This is a genomic window from Roseibium sp. (assembly GCF_965233565.1).
Classification (GTDB): domain Bacteria; phylum Pseudomonadota; class Alphaproteobacteria; order Rhizobiales; family Stappiaceae; genus Roseibium.
On sequence record NZ_OZ247494.1, the window covers coordinates 4,087,615 to 4,103,667 of the forward strand.

At 59.1% G+C, this 16,053-nt stretch carries 19 protein-coding genes; 17 read left to right on the top strand and 2 right to left on the bottom strand.

Features of this window, described 5'->3' with window-relative positions:
* Positions 1 to 10 precede the first annotated feature (10 nt).
* The gene (locus tag ACO6TG_RS18700) at positions 11 to 481 is read right to left on the bottom strand and encodes a DUF427 domain-containing protein (protein ID WP_422374577.1); all 471 of its coding nucleotides are present in this window, start codon (positions 479 to 481) and stop codon (positions 11 to 13) included.
* 329 nt (positions 482 to 810) lie between these two features.
* On the opposite strand from ACO6TG_RS18700, the gene cueR reads away from it, so the two are divergent.
* The 11 genes from cueR to ACO6TG_RS18755 all read left to right on the top strand — a co-directional run bounded on the left by cueR (position 811) and on the right by ACO6TG_RS18755 (position 9,670).
* Positions 811 to 1,230, top strand: a complete 420-nt coding sequence (cueR, locus tag ACO6TG_RS18705; protein WP_422374578.1) for a Cu(I)-responsive transcriptional regulator — start codon at positions 811 to 813, stop codon at positions 1,228 to 1,230.
* The gene (locus ACO6TG_RS18710; protein WP_422378909.1) at positions 1,230 to 1,655 is read left to right on the top strand and encodes a c-type cytochrome; all 426 of its coding nucleotides are present in this window, start codon (positions 1,230 to 1,232) and stop codon (positions 1,653 to 1,655) included. Before cueR ends, ACO6TG_RS18710 begins: the two co-directional genes overlap by 1 nt.
* 16 nt (positions 1,656 to 1,671) lie before the next feature.
* Positions 1,672 to 2,127 (top strand): c-type cytochrome, encoded by a 456-nt coding sequence (locus ACO6TG_RS18715; protein WP_422374579.1) that lies wholly within the window; start codon positions 1,672 to 1,674, stop codon positions 2,125 to 2,127.
* A gap of 134 nt (positions 2,128 to 2,261) precedes the next feature.
* Entirely contained in the window at positions 2,262 to 2,882 is a 621-nt protein-coding gene (locus tag ACO6TG_RS18720) for a ribonuclease D (protein WP_094073721.1), read from the top strand.
* Between the two features lie 52 nt (positions 2,883 to 2,934).
* Positions 2,935 to 3,585, top strand: coding sequence for an LPS export ABC transporter periplasmic protein LptC (gene lptC / locus ACO6TG_RS18725; RefSeq protein WP_422374580.1), 651 nt, complete (start codon positions 2,935 to 2,937; stop codon positions 3,583 to 3,585).
* Positions 3,586 to 3,588: 3 nt separating this feature from the next.
* Positions 3,589 to 4,167 carry an LptA/OstA family protein gene (locus tag ACO6TG_RS18730; protein WP_422374581.1) on the top strand — a complete coding sequence of 193 codons (579 nt, stop codon included), beginning with the start codon at positions 3,589 to 3,591 and terminating at the stop codon, positions 4,165 to 4,167.
* A gap of 132 nt (positions 4,168 to 4,299) precedes the next feature.
* A complete protein-coding gene (gene lptB, locus ACO6TG_RS18735) occupies positions 4,300 to 5,067 on the top strand; it encodes an LPS export ABC transporter ATP-binding protein (protein ID WP_422378910.1) in 768 nt (255 codons plus the stop codon).
* Positions 5,068 to 5,156: 89 nt separating this feature from the next.
* Positions 5,157 to 6,713, top strand: a complete 1,557-nt coding sequence (gene rpoN, locus ACO6TG_RS18740; RefSeq protein ID WP_422374582.1) for an RNA polymerase factor sigma-54 — start codon at positions 5,157 to 5,159, stop codon at positions 6,711 to 6,713.
* Between the two features lie 291 nt (positions 6,714 to 7,004).
* Entirely contained in the window at positions 7,005 to 7,592 is a 588-nt protein-coding gene (gene hpf, locus ACO6TG_RS18745) for a ribosome hibernation-promoting factor, HPF/YfiA family (RefSeq protein ID WP_094073725.1), read from the top strand.
* A 60-nt stretch (positions 7,593 to 7,652) separates the two neighbouring features.
* Positions 7,653 to 8,120 (top strand): PTS IIA-like nitrogen regulatory protein PtsN, encoded by a 468-nt coding sequence (ptsN, locus tag ACO6TG_RS18750; protein ID WP_094073726.1) that lies wholly within the window; start codon positions 7,653 to 7,655, stop codon positions 8,118 to 8,120.
* Between the two features lie 398 nt (positions 8,121 to 8,518).
* The gene (locus ACO6TG_RS18755; RefSeq protein WP_422374583.1) at positions 8,519 to 9,670 is read left to right on the top strand and encodes a hypothetical protein; all 1,152 of its coding nucleotides are present in this window, start codon (positions 8,519 to 8,521) and stop codon (positions 9,668 to 9,670) included.
* 83 nt (positions 9,671 to 9,753) lie between these two features.
* Here the strand turns inward: ACO6TG_RS18755 and mdoH are convergent, their stop codons facing one another.
* Entirely contained in the window at positions 9,754 to 11,529 is a 1,776-nt protein-coding gene (gene mdoH / locus ACO6TG_RS18760; protein ID WP_422374584.1) for a glucans biosynthesis glucosyltransferase MdoH, read from the bottom strand.
* Between the two features lie 146 nt (positions 11,530 to 11,675).
* Here mdoH and ACO6TG_RS18765 point away from each other — a divergent pair, with 146 nt between their 5' ends.
* The 6 genes from ACO6TG_RS18765 (at position 11,676) to ACO6TG_RS18790 (ending at position 16,051) form a co-directional block, all read left to right on the top strand.
* The gene (locus ACO6TG_RS18765; protein ID WP_422374585.1) at positions 11,676 to 12,686 is read left to right on the top strand and encodes a zinc-dependent alcohol dehydrogenase; all 1,011 of its coding nucleotides are present in this window, start codon (positions 11,676 to 11,678) and stop codon (positions 12,684 to 12,686) included.
* A gap of 47 nt (positions 12,687 to 12,733) precedes the next feature.
* On the top strand, positions 12,734 to 13,132 hold the full coding sequence (locus tag ACO6TG_RS18770) for a 6-pyruvoyl trahydropterin synthase family protein (RefSeq protein WP_422374586.1): 399 nt from the start codon (positions 12,734 to 12,736) through the stop codon (positions 13,130 to 13,132).
* Between the two features lie 7 nt (positions 13,133 to 13,139).
* Positions 13,140 to 14,201 carry a glycosyltransferase family 4 protein gene (locus ACO6TG_RS18775; protein WP_422374587.1) on the top strand — a complete coding sequence of 354 codons (1,062 nt, stop codon included), beginning with the start codon at positions 13,140 to 13,142 and terminating at the stop codon, positions 14,199 to 14,201.
* Positions 14,198 to 14,980: a class I SAM-dependent methyltransferase gene (locus tag ACO6TG_RS18780; protein WP_422374588.1), complete on the top strand. Its 783-nt coding sequence runs from the start codon at positions 14,198 to 14,200 to the stop codon at positions 14,978 to 14,980. The genes ACO6TG_RS18775 and ACO6TG_RS18780 overlap by 4 nt, the downstream gene beginning before the upstream one ends.
* Before the next feature lie 81 nt (positions 14,981 to 15,061).
* A complete protein-coding gene (locus ACO6TG_RS18785) occupies positions 15,062 to 15,592 on the top strand; it encodes a cytochrome b (protein ID WP_094073732.1) in 531 nt (176 codons plus the stop codon).
* 210 nt (positions 15,593 to 15,802) lie between these two features.
* A complete protein-coding gene (locus ACO6TG_RS18790; RefSeq protein ID WP_422374589.1) occupies positions 15,803 to 16,051 on the top strand; it encodes an acyl carrier protein in 249 nt (82 codons plus the stop codon).
* The last annotated feature ends 2 nt before the right edge of the window (positions 16,052 to 16,053 follow it).

Consider the following 16,053-nt stretch of genomic DNA (forward strand, 5'->3'; position numbering starts at 1 on the left):
GAACAGAAGCCTACCAGTGCTCGGTTCCGGGCGCCCCCTTGGCGATGCCGGTGAGGTTCGGCGTCAACCAGCCGCCATAGAACGGACCGGCCTGAGGCAAAACGGGCACACCTGCGACATCACAGGCGTCCATGTACGCGGCATAAAAGGCTAGAAATCCGGTTATCTCGCGGAAGCCGGAGGTCGGATTGTTGTAGCACCAGGCAGCGCGGCGCGCGGTCCGCCCGCCTGCGAGGACGTCAAAATACGACGCGGCGCCTTTCCATTCGCACATCGCGTGGCCCGCGACCGGACGAAACTCGCAGTCACAGTTTTCTGGTGGAATGTAGTAAGTCGGAGGATGATGGGTCTCCAGGACGCGAAAGGCGCCCCGGGTGTCGACGATCGTTCGGTCGGCAAATCGCACACGAACCCGATGCGGCACAGGCTCCAGGCGGGGCGGGCGTGGATAGGTCTGAACGTTTTCAGTCGGCAGGTCCATGGTGAGGCTCGCAGGAAGTGACCGGTGGAAACAGGTCTACGCAGGCCAATTCGCATCAGATGCCAGGAGACCGGCCAAGTTGCACCGGAACCGCGTGTGGGTCCCAATTGCCGAAGACCATTTCCGGCTTGACCTTCCAGCGACTGGAAGCCCTAACTGGGGTTTCACGAGAAAGACAACAAGATGGGCAGAGACAGCGCGACCCGGCAGGGAGCCCGGCCGCAACATCAGCAACGGCGCGGCGGCCATTGCCCTGCCATCGGTGCCGGTGATCGACATAGGACCGCACCCGCACCCGCGCCGACCGGCCCCGGAAAGGACAGCACCTCATGAATATCGGCCAGGCTTCCGAACGATCAGGGCTGCCGGTCAAGACCATTCGTTATTACGAGGAAATCGGTCTCGTCCGTCCGGCACGCAGTGAAAACGGCTACCGCGAATTCCTGGATCAGGACCTGCAGCGCCTGAAATTCCTGCAGCGCTCGCGCAGTCTGGGGTTTTCGATTGAAGAGTGCCGGGAACTCCTGTCGCTTTATGAGGATCGCAACCGTGCCAGTGCGGATGTGAAAGAGATCACCCGGGCGAAAATTACGGAAATAGACCGCAAGATCGCTGAGTTGAAATCCTTGAAAAAGGTGCTCACGGATCTTTCAACGGCCTGTCACGGCGACAACCGGCCGGATTGTCCGATCATCGACGATCTGGCGGGGTCTCATGAAACGCGAGAACAGTCGAAGGCAAAGCCGTGATGCACAGGGGATTTCTGGGGCTCACGGCGGCCCTGTCGCTGACGGTTCTGATCGTGCTGCTCTGGGGAGTGACCCGCAAGGATACACCTTCGCAATCCGCGGCCGGGCAGCCGCTGGTTCAGGTGATCGTGCCGGACCTGTCGGTTCAGGCACGCCGGGGAGAGCGGCTTTTTGACGAGAATTGCGTTGCCTGCCATGGCGGCAATGCCGCCGGTCGTGACGGCATCGGGCCGCCGCTGGTGCACAAGATCTATGAGCCCGGACATCACGCCGACGGTGCGTTCTATCTGGCGGCGAAACAGGGGGTTCGAGCGCACCACTGGCCGTTCGGGAACATGCCGCCGGTGGCAACGGTTTCCATGAACGATATGGAAAGCATCATTTTGTATGTGCGGGAATTGCAGCGCGCAAACGGCATTTTCTGAAGGAGGGGAAAGCAGCATGATCACGAAACGGGGAACAGCTGTTCTGATTGCAGGTGTGTTGGTCGCGGGTGGCGCTCTGGCACATGGCGGTGCCACCGGCATCGTCAAGGAACGCATGGACGCCATGTCGGCGATCGGCGACCAGATGAAGATCATCGGTCAGATGCTGAAAGGGGGCAGTGTCGACGAAACAAGGCTCTCTGCCGCGGCCGGCGTCATTGCGGGACACGGCGGTGACGCGCTGATCAAGCTTTTCCCGGAAGGCAGCCTCGACAAGCCGACAGAAGCAACACCGGCGATCTGGACGGACTGGACGAAGTTCGAGGCCTATGCCGGCGATCTCCAGGCCTCCGCGCTAACGCTGAAGGACCTCGCGGATGATGGTGCGGGTAAGCAGGAGCTATCCGCCGCCTTCGGCACGCTGGCCGGGACCTGTAAGGATTGCCATGAATCCTTCCGGGTGAAAAAGTAGCGGCCTATTTGTGGTGGCATTCCGGTTGTTTCGCTTGCGCATGACGCTTGCCTCATCGGTCAGCATGATTTACCTCACGGTCAATTCCATTTGAGTGCTGACCGGGCCGGGGCGGCCCAAGGAGACCAGACGTCATGACCATCCGCTATCACAAGGGCGATCTGCCGGATCTTGCCAGTTACGAGAATGCGCAGGCGGTGGCGGTCGACAGCGAGACGCTTGGCCTCAATCCGCATCGCGACCGGCTCTGCGTGGTGCAGCTCTCTTCCGGTGACGGAACGGCCGATGTGGTGCAGATTGCCAAGGGGCAGGGCGACGCGCCGAACCTGAAGGCGCTGTTCGAAGATCCCTCGAAGCCGAAGATTTTCCACTTCGCCCGGTTTGATGTTGCCGTGCTCAGGCACTATCTGGGAATTCAGGTCACGCCGGTCTGGTGCACGAAGATCGCCTCCAAGCTGGTGCGCACCTACACCGACCGGCACGGATTGAAGGACATTACGCGTGAGTTGCTCGGTGTTGAGCTGTCCAAGCAGCAGCAGAGCTCCGACTGGGCAGCGGAAACCCTGAGCGATGCGCAACTGGCCTATGCGGCGTCAGACGTGCTTCATCTGCACGCGCTGAAGGAAAAACTGGAATTCATGCTTGCGCGTGAAGAACGTGGCCATATTGCCGACGCATGTTTCGCGTTTCTTCCCACGCGCGCCGAGCTCGATCTGAAGGGCTGGGAAGAAAACGACATTTTTGCCCATTCGTGACATCTGCGGATGGACGGCCGGCCTGACGCGGTAAGGCATATCGGAGACCCTGTTGAGCGCAGCGACTGATTTTTCCGGAGGGACAGCCTCCAGGCGGTCCCTGAGCCGGGCGCAGCGAACCGCGCGCCGGCACAGCGTGCTGGTGCGCATCATGCGCTGGCTGTTTCCGGGCATCGGCCTGCTGATCCTGGCCGGCATGATCGGCCTTGTTGTGCTGTTCAATGTCCTGAGCGGCTTCGGGGCCTCCAACATGATGCTGACCAGCGAGGGTCTGGTCATGGATCAGCCGGAGCTTTCCGGTCATGACGGCGAACGGTCCTACAAGGTCACGGCCACCCGCGCGATCCAGCGGCTCAGCGATCCGCGCATCATCGACCTGGAAACCATACGGGCCGATATCGTGTTGAGCGAGGACCAGAGCGCCGAGATCATCGCGCTGAAAGGCATCTACAACAATGCGGCCGAAACCCTGAGGCTTTACGAGGGCATCCAGCTTGAATGGAGCGAAGGCTACAAGGTGGATCTTGTGGAAGTGGAAGTCGATCTGAACAATGGCGCTTTGTCCACATCCGAACCGGTGTCCATCCGGTCGGACCAGGGGCATGTGCGCGCCGGCAAACTCGACTATGATCAGGCAAAGGGTCTCGTGCGTTTCTCCGACGGCGTCAAAATGACACTGAACCCGGCTGTGCAAGGACAATAGGCAATGACTTCTTTCAAACGCTTGATGATCGCGGCAGCGGCAATTCTCATCGCTGGAGCCGCGCAGGCGCAGACCTTCTCCGATGCCTTTGCCGGGTTCGGATCGAATGACGGTGAGCCGATCGACATCGAGGCCAGTGAATTGCGCGTCGAGGACGGCAACAATACGGCGACCTTTGTCGGTGATGTTGTCGTCACCCAGGGAGAAACCAGCCTGAAGACGCAGCGCCTCAAGGTCTTTTATGTCGGTTCCGGTGCCAGCCAGCAGACCCAGGAAAGCGCTGTGCAGCAGCGCATTTCGAGGCTCGAGGCGGCAGGTGGCGTCTATATCTCCTCCAAGGACCAGACCGCGCGCGGCGATGCGGCCAGTTTCGACATGAACCGTGAAGTCATGGTGATGACCGGCAAGGAGGTTGTCCTGAGCCAGGGGCCGAATGTCGTGGTCGGCAACAAGCTCACTGTGAACCTGAAGACCGGGCAGGCCAACCTGACCGCGGGCAGCGGCAAAGTCTCCGGCCAGGGCAATGGCGGCGGCCGCGTGAAAGTCCGCATTCAGCCCAACAGCGTTCAAAACGGAAACTAATTAACTCCGGTTGGTGTAGTTTAGTTTTGCCTGACTGACTCGACAGCCGGGTCCGCAGACCTTATGTGAAGCCGCGGCAACGAATGCATGGACTAGGCATCAGTGAACAGAATTCCGCCTGACTATAACAGTTTGCAGGGAAGTTTCCCGGGCGCGGCCGCCGAAGCCGAAGACCTGTCCCAGGCGCTGGTGGTTGAAGGGATCGGCAAGACCTACGGCCGCCGTCAGGTTGTGAAATATGTCAGCCTGACCGTGAAACCTGGGGAAGCCGTCGGTCTGCTGGGCCCGAACGGGGCCGGCAAGACCACCACTTTCTACATGATCACCGGCCTGATCCGTCCGGATCAGGGCCAGATCACCCTGGAAGGCTTCAACATCACCCGCATGCCGATGTATCGCCGTGCCCGGCTCGGCATCGGTTATCTGCCGCAGGAAGCGTCGATCTTTCGCGGGCTCACTGTGGAAGAAAACATCCGTGCCGTGCTCGAAGTGATCGAACCGAACCGGCAAAAGCGCCGCGAGGAGCTTGATTCGCTCCTGGCCGAATTTGGTCTGACCCACTTGCGCAAGTCACCGAGCATCGCCCTCTCAGGGGGGGAGCGCCGGCGTGTGGAAATTGCGCGGGCGCTCGCCAGCCGGCCGTCCTTCATGCTGCTCGACGAACCCTTTGCGGGCATTGACCCGATCGCGGTTGGCGATATTCAGCAGCTTGTGCGCCATCTGACCCAGCGTGGCATCGGTGTTCTGATCACCGACCACAATGTGCGCGAGACCCTTGGGCTGATCGACCGCGCCTACATCATTGCGGCCGGGGAAGTGCTCACCGAAGGCCTGCCGCAGGAAATTGTCACCAACCCGGACGTGCGCCGGCTATATCTGGGTGAACAGTTTACCCTCTGATGACAGGTGCCGTGCTAGGCTATACACTCGGTCTGCAACGAATAAGCAAGAAGCAGACCAACTGGGTAGATCGGGCGCCTTAGAAACAGATGGCCATTTCAACAAAGCTGGAGATGCGGCAGAGCCAGTCGCTGGTGATGACGCCGCAATTGATGCAGGCGATCAAACTCCTGCAGATGTCCAATCTTGATCTGGTGTCCTATGTCGAGGCCGAGCTGGAGCGCAACCCGCTTCTGGAAAAGAGCGACGCGGCAGACGCCGCACCGGAAAACGGCGCCGGTTCCGACGCGCAGGCAGAACAGGCGCCGGAGGCGTCCGAGGCACTGTCTGCATCCGGTACCGACGAACCCGGGTCGGGCGACTGGATGCAGAACGACCTGGAAACCGGGTCCGAGGCCATCGCCTCCCGAATGGACACGGATCTCGGCAACGTCTTTCCCGATGAACCCGGCGTTCCGGCATCGCCGGATCCTGCAATCCTCAAGGCGGGTGACAGCTACAAGAATATCTCCAGCGGGGGCGCCTCAGAGGACTACAATCTGGAAGCGTTCGTGGCCGATGAAACCTCTCTGGGCGCGTCCCTGGAAGAGCAGATGCATCTTGCTGTCGAACACCCGGCCGACAAGCTCATCGCCGGCCATCTGATCAACTCCCTGGATGAGAATGGCTATCTTTATGCCGATCTCGGCGAGGCCGCGGAACAGCTCGGCGTTGAGCTGGAACGTGTCGAAGGCGTGCTGGCGGTGCTGCAGACCTTCGAGCCGGCGGGCGTCTTCGCAAGGGGCCTTGCCGAGTGTCTGAAACTGCAATTGATCGACAAGAACCGGTTCGATCCGGCCATGGAAGCGTTGATCGACAATATAGAACTCCTGGCAAAACGGGACCTGTCCACGCTCAGAAAGGTCTGCGGCGTGGACGAGGAAGACCTGGTCGAGATGATTTCCGAAATCCGTGCGCTCGACCCCAAGCCTGGCAGCGTTTTTGGCTCGTCGCTGGTGCAGCCGGTTGTTCCGGACGTGTTTGTCCGGCCGGCCAATGACGGCACCTGGGCGGTTGAGCTGAATTCGGACACCCTGCCGAAAGTGCTGGTCAACCAGACCTATTTTGCCAAAGTCATCAAGACGGCGCGCAACGAGACGGAAAAGGAATATCTCACCGATTCCCTGCAGACCGCCAACTGGCTGGCCAAGAGCCTCGACCAGCGCGCCAAGACGATCCTGAAAGTCTCGACGGAGATCGTGCGCCAGCAGGACGGCTTCCTGACCTACGGCATCGCCCATCTCAGGCCGCTCAATCTGAAAACGGTTGCCGAAGCCATCGGCATGCACGAATCGACCGTGAGCCGGGTGACGTCGAACAAGTTCATGGCGACGCCGCGCGGGATCTATGAATTGAAGTATTTCTTTTCCTCCGCCATTTCGGCGACCGTAGGGGGAGATGCACATTCCGCAGAATCCGTTCGCCACAGGATCAAGCAGATGATCGATGCGGAAGATCCGAAGGCCATTCTGTCAGATGACACGATTGTCAAAATTCTGAAGGATGATGGGGTGGATATCGCCCGCAGAACGGTCGCAAAATACCGTGAAGCCATGAAAATCGGCTCTTCGGTTCAGCGGCGCCGGGAGAAAAACGCCCGGCTATAGGCCCGAACAGACAAGGCGCATGTGCGGCCGCTTGCGCAATTTTATTAAAGTTTCCGAGATTTCCACTGAAACAATACCTTGGAATTACACGGAGCTTTCTGAAGATTGTTACGATATTTCATAATCAATTGACTCTTTGATCCGGCGCAATTATAGCACCGCCCTCGTGACGTAATGAGGGGATGGCGCTTCGGCGCTGACTGGTCCATTCTGTAGGCTTGAAACGTTTCGCGTTTCAGCACCGGTTGAAAGCCGGTGACCCGTCGGTCAATAGAAAAAGAAGAGGTCCCCATGGCTTTGCGGATTTCGGGTAAGAATGTCGATGTAGGCGACGCTCTGCGCGAACACATCACAGACCGAATCGAAGACGCTCTGGAAAAATATTTTACAGGCGGCTTCACAGGCCACGTTACGCTCAGCAGGGAGGGCACTGGCTTCAAGTCGGAGTGCAGCCTGCATTTGAACACCGGAATTGTGCTTCAGGTGTCATCGCAGGACCAGGACCCGCGCAACAGCTTCGATAAGGCTGCTGACAAGATCGAAAAGCGGTTGCGGCGCTACAAGCGCAAACTGAAGGATCATCACGGCCACAACGGTTCCGACCGCGAGGCCTTCGAGGCGGCGTCCTATGTGCTCGCCTCACCAGAGGAAGACGAGGAAGTGCCGGCGGATTTCAACCCGCTGGTCATTGCCGAGACTTCCGCCAAGGTTAAAACGATGACTGTCGGTATGGCGGTCATGGAGCTGGATCTGACCGAAGCGCCTGTCGTGATGTTCAAAAATGCGGCAAATGGCGGTGTCAATGTTGTTTATCGCAGAGCCGATGGCAATATAGGCTGGATAGACCCAGCATTGGCGGCTATCGAAGCTGCCGAGTAATGATGCGGATGGGGCCGGCTTCCCCCTGGAAGCCGGCTTCTGAAATTAGTAGGCAAACGAATGGATCTTAGTGATCTTCTGGGTAAAGACGCAGTGATTGCCGGCCTCAAGGCCAAAAGCAAAAAACAGGCAATCCAGGAACTTGCGGGCAAGGCGGCTGAACTGACCGGCCTGTCGGAGCGGGAAATCTTCGATACGCTGCTTCAGCGAGAGCGCCTGGGATCGACCGGCGTCGGTCACGGCATCGCCATCCCGCACGGCAAACTGACCCGTCTGGACAAGCTCATCGGCCTGTTTGCCAAGCTGGACAAACCCGTCGACTTCGATTCTCTCGATGACCAGCCGGTGGATCTGGTGTTTCTGCTGCTTGCTCCGGAAGGTGCCGGCGCCGATCACCTGAAGGCACTTGCCCGGATCGCGCGTCAATTGCGTGATGCGTCTGTCACCGAGGAACTGCGCGCTTCGTCGGACACGCAGGAGATCTACGAGCTCCTGACCCAGCCGCTCGCGTCGTCCAACGCCGCTTAATCGTTTAAAGAACTCCGACGAGGCAAGACCGGCCTGAAGCCGGTCTTTTTTGGTTGTCACATTCCCTTCGTCCCCATTGACGGGCCAGGTCATGGGCGCATCGCGGTTTTCTCTTTTGCTTAGTGCAGGCCCCTTGAGGCACATCTCAAAAAATGCGTTGCGAAGACCCAAAACAGAAACTCCGCGCGCGTCACACGCTTTGATTTAGGTTACGCTTATTGTCTTCCTTCTATTTCAGGTGGTCGGACACAGGGGCGATTTAGGTGGCCTTTCAATTTTCTGGAAAAAATTACGAACATGTTCAGGTAACCAGGTTCCGCTGGTTGGACGGCACAGAAATGCACATGAGCCTCGACGAGGCTTTTGCAAACGAGGTTCCGAAACCGGAATTGCCCTATATGCCGGATGCGGCGAGAGCTGCACTGCGCGACGTCATGGCGCACGAGCGGCCTGTTTCCAATGGATGCATGAAGGATGTTTTGCTGTTTGCCGCAGCGCGCGGTTACTACGCCCATCCAGCCGACTGGATACCGACTTTCAGAGGCGATAACCGGTTTCCGGCAATCTATCAGCCAATGGTCAATTGGCTGGCAGAAAACGGTCACATCCCCTTCTTTGAAGGCGTCGCGCTGACCGAAGGTAATTTCGATGGTTATAGCGCAAGAACACGCTGTGCAGCATTCCGGAACCTGCTCCGTGCGGACCGGTCAGCCGCATATGATTTGCTGCTCTCGGTCGGAGCCAGGAAAAATGCGCAGGTGCGCTTCGAGTTGCTGTCCCAAATCGACGCTGGTGGCGGGTTTGCCGGCATTTATCCGACAGATGTTCCGGTTCTCCAAAAATTCCTGAATGACCCTTCCAAAAAGGTCAGGGGCCTGGTCGAGAGAAAACTGGAAAGCACATGGGGGCTGGATACCAGGGAAGCCCATGCGAAAGCGATAGCGCATCATTTTACGATCGGTGAGAATGGGGATCTCTTCATTGCGCCGGAATTTCCGGAGGCCAATCTTATCCAACACTGCTGGAGTACCGACCTCGACGCCTTGGCCAGGGTGCTCGGCGTGTCGTCCATGGAACTGGTGAGCAATGTCTCTCTCGAAGACTTCAAGGGGAATGTCTTCAAGCTCTTTCCGAGAACCGGGGACATTGAGGCAAGAAAAGTCCTTGCAAAACGATTGGTCACGGCCGGTTTGGAGTGCCCGGCAAGTCTCATCGGTGTCATTGCACCTGAAGACTGGAAAAAGGCGCTGCGCAAAACCTTCAAGTCGGAATTGCCGAGCACTGTCTTCGATTTCCTCGGCGACAAGGCTGGAACGCTTGACATCTCAATGGTCAGGCAGATCAGACACTATTCAGATTTGAAGAGTTCAGTTCTGGAAGAATTGAATTCCGGCACGCTGCCCATCAATCACACATATGATTCCTTGCGCATTCTGGCGCTGGTGGCAGACAAAGAAGCTGCGAATGCTGTGATGCGGGAGGCTATAGATGCGGGCATCGCGGAGAACAATCCACGCCTTGCCATGCTGAAATTCAATCTGTCTTTGTAACCGAAATCGTGTGGGATCCGGGCCCAAGACAAGACCGGCCTTCAGGCCGGTCTTCGTGCAAGTCGCTCGATGTGCATCCTTGCCTAGGCTTCGGCCGGTTTGGCGTCGCCCTGGACCAGGTCCGGTTGGTCCGCAGCGGGCAGGCGGCCCTTTGTCAGCGCCGGCAGGTGCAGGTCCAGAAGCTCTTCCGGTGGCGCGCTTTCTTCCGGTATGCGCCACAGGGTCGAGCGGATGGCAATCTCGCCAAGCGTCCGGGTGGAGGTGGTCACCGCAATGATCGAGGCCAGCAGTGGCCCGACAGCCACAGGAATGACCGGCCAGACCAGCCCGATCGGCTGACCCGTCAACCAGACGAGGCCGGCAAGTCCGAACAGGGTTTGCGGCCAGAGTTTCTGCAGGGCCAGCTTGATGGGCAGTCGCTGAACGCCCCGGGCCTGTGCGCCCCAGCCGATGGTTTTGCCGAAGATCAGCCCACCCATGAACAGGGTGTGCGCAACGGCCATGATCGGCGCCAGCATGGCCGAGTAGAGAATTTCCGCACCCACGCTCAGGACCACGCGGATCGGTCCGCCAAAGGCGCGGCGCAGGTCCTTGCGGACCAGGACGTCCGCGACGGTTGCCAGCTTGGGGGCGAACACCATGGTCAGGACGGTGAAGAACAGGATTGCGCCCGTATCCGGCCTGTAAGGCATCTGGTCGGAAACCGCGCCGAGCACGGCGGCAGCCGTCATGAAACCGATCCAGGCAGGGGACCCCAGGAACATGAGAATCGCCAGGAATAGCTGCGCGCGGCTGACAGGCTTCAGGTCCGGCATGGCGAGCAAGCGGCGGTATTGCAGGTTGCCCTGACACCAGCGCAGATCCCGGCGGATGAACTCAAGAAGATGGGGCGGATTGGCCTCGTAGCTGCCGGTTTCCAAAGGCAGCACACGGACTTCGTAGCCGGCCCGGCGCATCAGAACGGCTTCCACCTGGTCATGCGACAGGATCGTGCCGGAGAGCGGGCCCTTGCCCGGCAGTTCCGGCAGTCGGCAATGGTCCTTGAACGGGGCGATGCGAATAATGGCGTTGTGCCCCCAGTAAGGGCCGCAATCGCCCTGCCACCAGGCGCTGCCAATCGTGTAGGAGCGCATGCCCAGCCGCATGCCGAACTGGAAGACACGGGCAAAGGCGCTGTCCGTGGGCAGGCCGACAACCAGACTTTGCAGGATGCCCACCTGGGGATTGGCTTCCATGCGCCGGACAAGACCGGTGATGGCCTCGGTGGACATGTAGCTGTCCGCGTCGAGCACCAGCATGAAGTCGTGCTGGTCGCCCCAGCGATCGCAGAAATCCTCGACATTGCCGGCCTTGAAGCCGTGATTGTCGGTGCGCCGGCGATAGACGATCTCCACCTGGCCCGCGAACCGTTCCTGTAGCCGGGCCGTCATCTGTTGCTCGTTGAGCGCGACGTCGTCCATATCGGTGTCGCTGAGCACAAAGAGCTTGAAGTGTTCGGCATCGCCGGCCCGCACAAGATGCGACACCATGGCGGTGAGGTTGGTTTCCAGGCTCTCCGTGTCTTCGTTGCGTACACAGGAAAGGAGCGCCGTGCTGCTGGTCAGCGGGCGGTCGGTAATGTCGTGGTCGATCGGGCAGACAGCTTCCACCGGGTTTCTTGTCAGCCGCATGATCAGCAGGCCGATCACCGCGTTCCAGAAGCCGATGATGGTCCACGGCAGTGTGACCATGAAACAGAACAGAATGAAGAGGTCGAGCGCCGAATAGCCTCCGGGCGACAGCGTCACCGCCATCAGGGCGGACAGTCCTGCGAAACTGATCGCGAGCAGGGTGACGAAGAGGAGGCGACGTGCGGTCATGGCAGTCCTGGAGTGTTTTAAAAGTGACATGTCAAAGACCCGAAACATTTTTTTGACTTCCATTCACGGCAATCATCGCAATAGTGCGCATGTCAAAATGTCCTAAACTTGACAGAACCAGGGTTGATGACCGGAGAGGGTAAAACATGGCCGCCGACGGACCGGTGACGCGCGACACAGGCAATGCGCAGGCGCTGTGGTACACGGGAAAGCAGGAGTGCCGTCTCGAGCCTGCGACTGTTGTGAGCGGGGCCGGCGATGTTGTCGTCCGGTCTATTTTCAGCGGTATCAGCCGCGGCACGGAAGGTCTTGTGTTCCGCGGTGAGGTTCCGATGAGCGAATGGCAGCGCATGCGCGCGCCTTTTCAGGAGGGCAGTTTTCCCTTCCCGGTGAAATACGGTTACGCCAATGTCGGTCGTGTCCTCGAAGGGGACCCGGATCTTGAAGGGCGTGTTGTTTTTTCGCTCTTTCCGCATCAAAGCGTCTTTGCTCTCCCGTCAGCGTCCTGCGTTCCGGTCCCGGACGGCATTCCAGCCGAACGCGCTGTTTTGGCAGCGAATATGGAAACGGCACTTAATGCTTTATGGGACGGAAAACCATCACCTGGGGATCACATCTGCGTGGTCGGCGGTGGTGTTGTCGGCCTCTTGACCGCATACGTTGCCGCGCGCTTGCCCGGATCACGGGTGACACTGGTCGACACAAATCCGGCGCGGGCCGGCATCGCCGACGCGTTCGGCCTCGACTTTGCCTTGCCGGAAGACGCCCCCCGCGACCAGGATCTCGTTTTTCACACCAGTGCAACATCCGCAGGCCTGGCAACGGCCCTGGCCGCCGCAGGCGACGGGACTTCGGTGGTGGAATTGAGCTGGTATGGCGCCCATCAGGTACAGGCCCCTCTGGGGGCTGACTTTCATTGCCGCCGTCTGAAGCTGGTATCCAGCCAGGTCGGTACCATTCCGCTGGAACGGCAGGCGCGCTGGACCTATCGGCGCCGCCTGGAAACCGCGCTGACCCTGCTCGACGATCCGGTGCTTGATCGGCTGATCAGCCACCGGCTGCCGTTTCAAAGCCTTGCCGGCCGTGTTCCCGAAGTGTTGAACAAGACGTCAGATGTTCTGGCGGCCGTTGTCCAGTATGACGGCGGCATCAACTGAGTTTCCCATCCCAAGACCGATAAACACGATTTTTCAGGACGATAGACATGTTTGCAGTCGAAGTACGCGACCACGTGATGATTGCCCATTCCTTCAGGGGTGAGCTGTTTGGCCCGGCCCAGGCGCTTCATGGAGCCACCTTTGTCATTGATGCGGCGTTCCTGGCCGAAAGTCTTGATGCAAACGGCGTGGTGATCGATATCGGCCGCGCGCACGAGGCATTGAAAGAAGTGCTGGAACCGCTCAACTACAAGAACCTGGACGAGGTTCCGGAATTTGCCGGCATCAACACGACCACCGAGTTTCTGACCAAGCATGTTCATGATCATCTCGCCCGTGCCGCGCGCGACAATCGGCTGGGCCGGCCGGGGGGCGAACTTGCCGCGATCCGGGTGACAATCTCCGAAAGCCACGTCGCGCGCGCCTGGTACGAAACGTCGATCTAGGTCTCAAATGCCCGATCTCGTTTTTGCTTATCCAGGTGACCTCAATACACCGACCGGCGGTTACGGGTATGACCGGCAGATCCTTGCCGGTCTGCGGTCGCTGGGCTGGCAGGTCACGCTTCTTCCGCTCGGCGACGGATTTCCCTTTCCGTCGCAGGCGATGATCAACCATGCATCCGACAAACTGGCGGCGTTGCCAGACGGAACTCTTGTCGTGGCTGATGGTCTCGCCTTCGGCGCCCTGGGCGAGGTGGCCGCAAGGATTGCCGATCATTTGACCCTGGTTGCACTGGTGCACCACCCGTTGTGCCAGGAAAACGGGCTCGACACTGCGCAGAAACACGCTCTGCTTGAGGGGGAAAGGGAGGCCTTGCAGCATGCGCGGCATGTTATCGTCACCAGCCCGGCAACGTCGGTTCAGGTGCAGGAGCTATTCGGAATTGAAGGCAGCCGGGTGACGACGGTGCTGCCCGGAACCGAAAAGCCGCTGCCTTATCCGCGCCCTCAAGGTGACGTGGTCAAGCTGCTGTCGGTCGGCACCGTCGTGCCGCGCAAGGGCTATGACCTGTTGTTTTCAGCTCTCGCCGGGCTGAAAGGACATGAGGATGCAAAGTGGCATCTTGATATCGTCGGCGGACTGACCTCGGACCCGGCTTGTTATGCGGCTCTGAAAAGGCAGGCAACCGACCTGGGGCTGGCCGACCGCATTATCTTCCACGGAGCCGTTCCGGGCGACGATCTTGAAGCCTTCTATCGTGCGGCCAATGTCTTTGTTCTGGCCAGCCGGTACGAAGGGTACGGCATGGCGTATACCGAAGCGCTTGCCCATGGCCTGCCCGTGATTGGCAGTGGCGGCGGCGCTGTGCGCGACACGCTGCCCGACGGGGCATCGATCTATTGTGGCACAGAGGATGTTGCGGCTCTCGGCGAGGCCCTGGAGCGGTTGATTTTTGATGCCTCCGAGCGGGGCAGACTGGAACAGGCAGCGCGCATTGCCGCGCGGGACCTGCCGGACTGGTCGGACATGGCAGGCCTGTTTGCCAGAACCTTGAGCGAGATCGGATCATGAGCGGTTTTTCATCTGAATGGCTGGCCTTGCGCGCACCACTCGATCTGGCGGCGCGAAGCCGGGCCGTTGAAACGGCGTTTATCGAAGCGTTGCCGAAAGGTGCGTTGCGCCTTCTGGATCTTGCCAGCGGAACCGGTTCCACCGTTGAGGCCCTCTCGTCCTTGTTGGATCGACCGGTGACCTGGCAGCTGACCGACTATGACCCGGCACTGCTGCAGGTGGCCCGGGAGCGCTGGCCGGAAAGCATCCATATTCGCCAGATCGATCTTCAGGCCGACCTGGAACAATTGCCGTTTGACGAAGTGGAGGCAGTGACGACATCCGCTTTTCTGGATCTGGCGTCACAAGACTTTCTGGAGCGTCTTGCCGATAAGGTCGTTGCGACCGGCAAACCCTTCCTTGCCAGCCTGACCTATGATGGCCGCTCGGATTTTGATCCGGGTCACCCCACGGACGCGGAGCTGCTGGAGACGCTCAACCGGCACCAGAAGTCGGACAAGGGCTTTGGTCCGGCTCTTGGGCCAGATGCGGCCACAACGGCTGTTTCGCTGTTTGAAGACCGGGGGTTTCAGGTTGTTTCGGGCCGCTCCGACTGGCAGATCTCGCCAAAGGCATCTGCGTTTCTGCTGGAGTTCCTTGGAGGCTGGCTGCGCGTCGGCAAGGAGCTGAACTTGCCGGATGACCTGCTGGATAGCTGGTGGCAGGACCGAAAGGAACGGATCAATTCCGGAACCCTTGCCATGACCGTGGGCCACATCGATTTTGTCGCGCTTCCCTGAGGCTCTTGTAACGGCATAGCGGTTCTTGTCTAAATTGCAGAGCCTGCCTACGATGACCGAAACGGGAGAGGAGCTTTCGCGATGGCAAGGTCAGAGGAACGTTACAGCCTGGTTGCGCGGGCGATCCACTGGCTGACAGCCCTGATGGTGCTGACCATGGTGCCGGCAGGTCTCGTCATGATCCGGATCGATGGCGGTGCCCTGCAGAACCAGTTGTTCGACTTCCATCGCTCGGTCGGCATCGTTCTGATGATCCTGACGGTGTTCCGGCTGGCCTACAGGCTGACGCACAAACCGGCACCGTTGCCCGACAGCATGCCGGGTTGGCAGAAACTGGCCGCCTCTGCAACCCATGTCTTTCTCTACGGCTTCCTGCTGATCAACCCGTTCCTCGGCTGGGTGGCGACATCGGCCTACGGCGCGAAAATCTCGGTGTTCGGCCTGTTCACGATGCCGGCGATCGTTGCCAAGGACAGGGCATTGTCCGAACAGCTGTTCCAGATCCACCTGATCCTCGGTTTGCTGTTCACCTTGGCGGTTCTGATGCATATTGCCGCAGCGTTATATCATGGTTTCATTCGCCGGGATGGCGTGTTGAGCCGCATGGTGTAAACCGACCGGGTCACGCATACCTTAAGTTTATTGCTCTTTGATCGAGATTGAGAGTATTAAAGAAGGATTAACTTAAGAAAATTTAATCAGTGCTGTTTTGTAATTTTTTACCATGCGCTTTAAGTGCAGTTTATTCTTTTTTGCCCTAAATGACGCATCGGTACACAGGCACAGGTTCGCGATGAACCGACAGACATGGCAAGGACAATCATGAAACAGACCATCCGGACCCTCCTGGCAAAGCACGGCAACATGCCGGTCGCCGTTGAAGAGATCGCCGACGCAGCGGATCTTTACGACGCGGGCCTGTCCTCCTTTGCGTCCGTTCAGGTGATGCTGGCGTTGGAAGAAGAATTCGATATCGAGTTCCCGGAACACCTGTTGAACCGCAAGTCCTTCTCCTCCGTGGACGAAATCAATGCGGCTCTGACCGAAATTCTCGAAGACCAGGCAGCCTGACC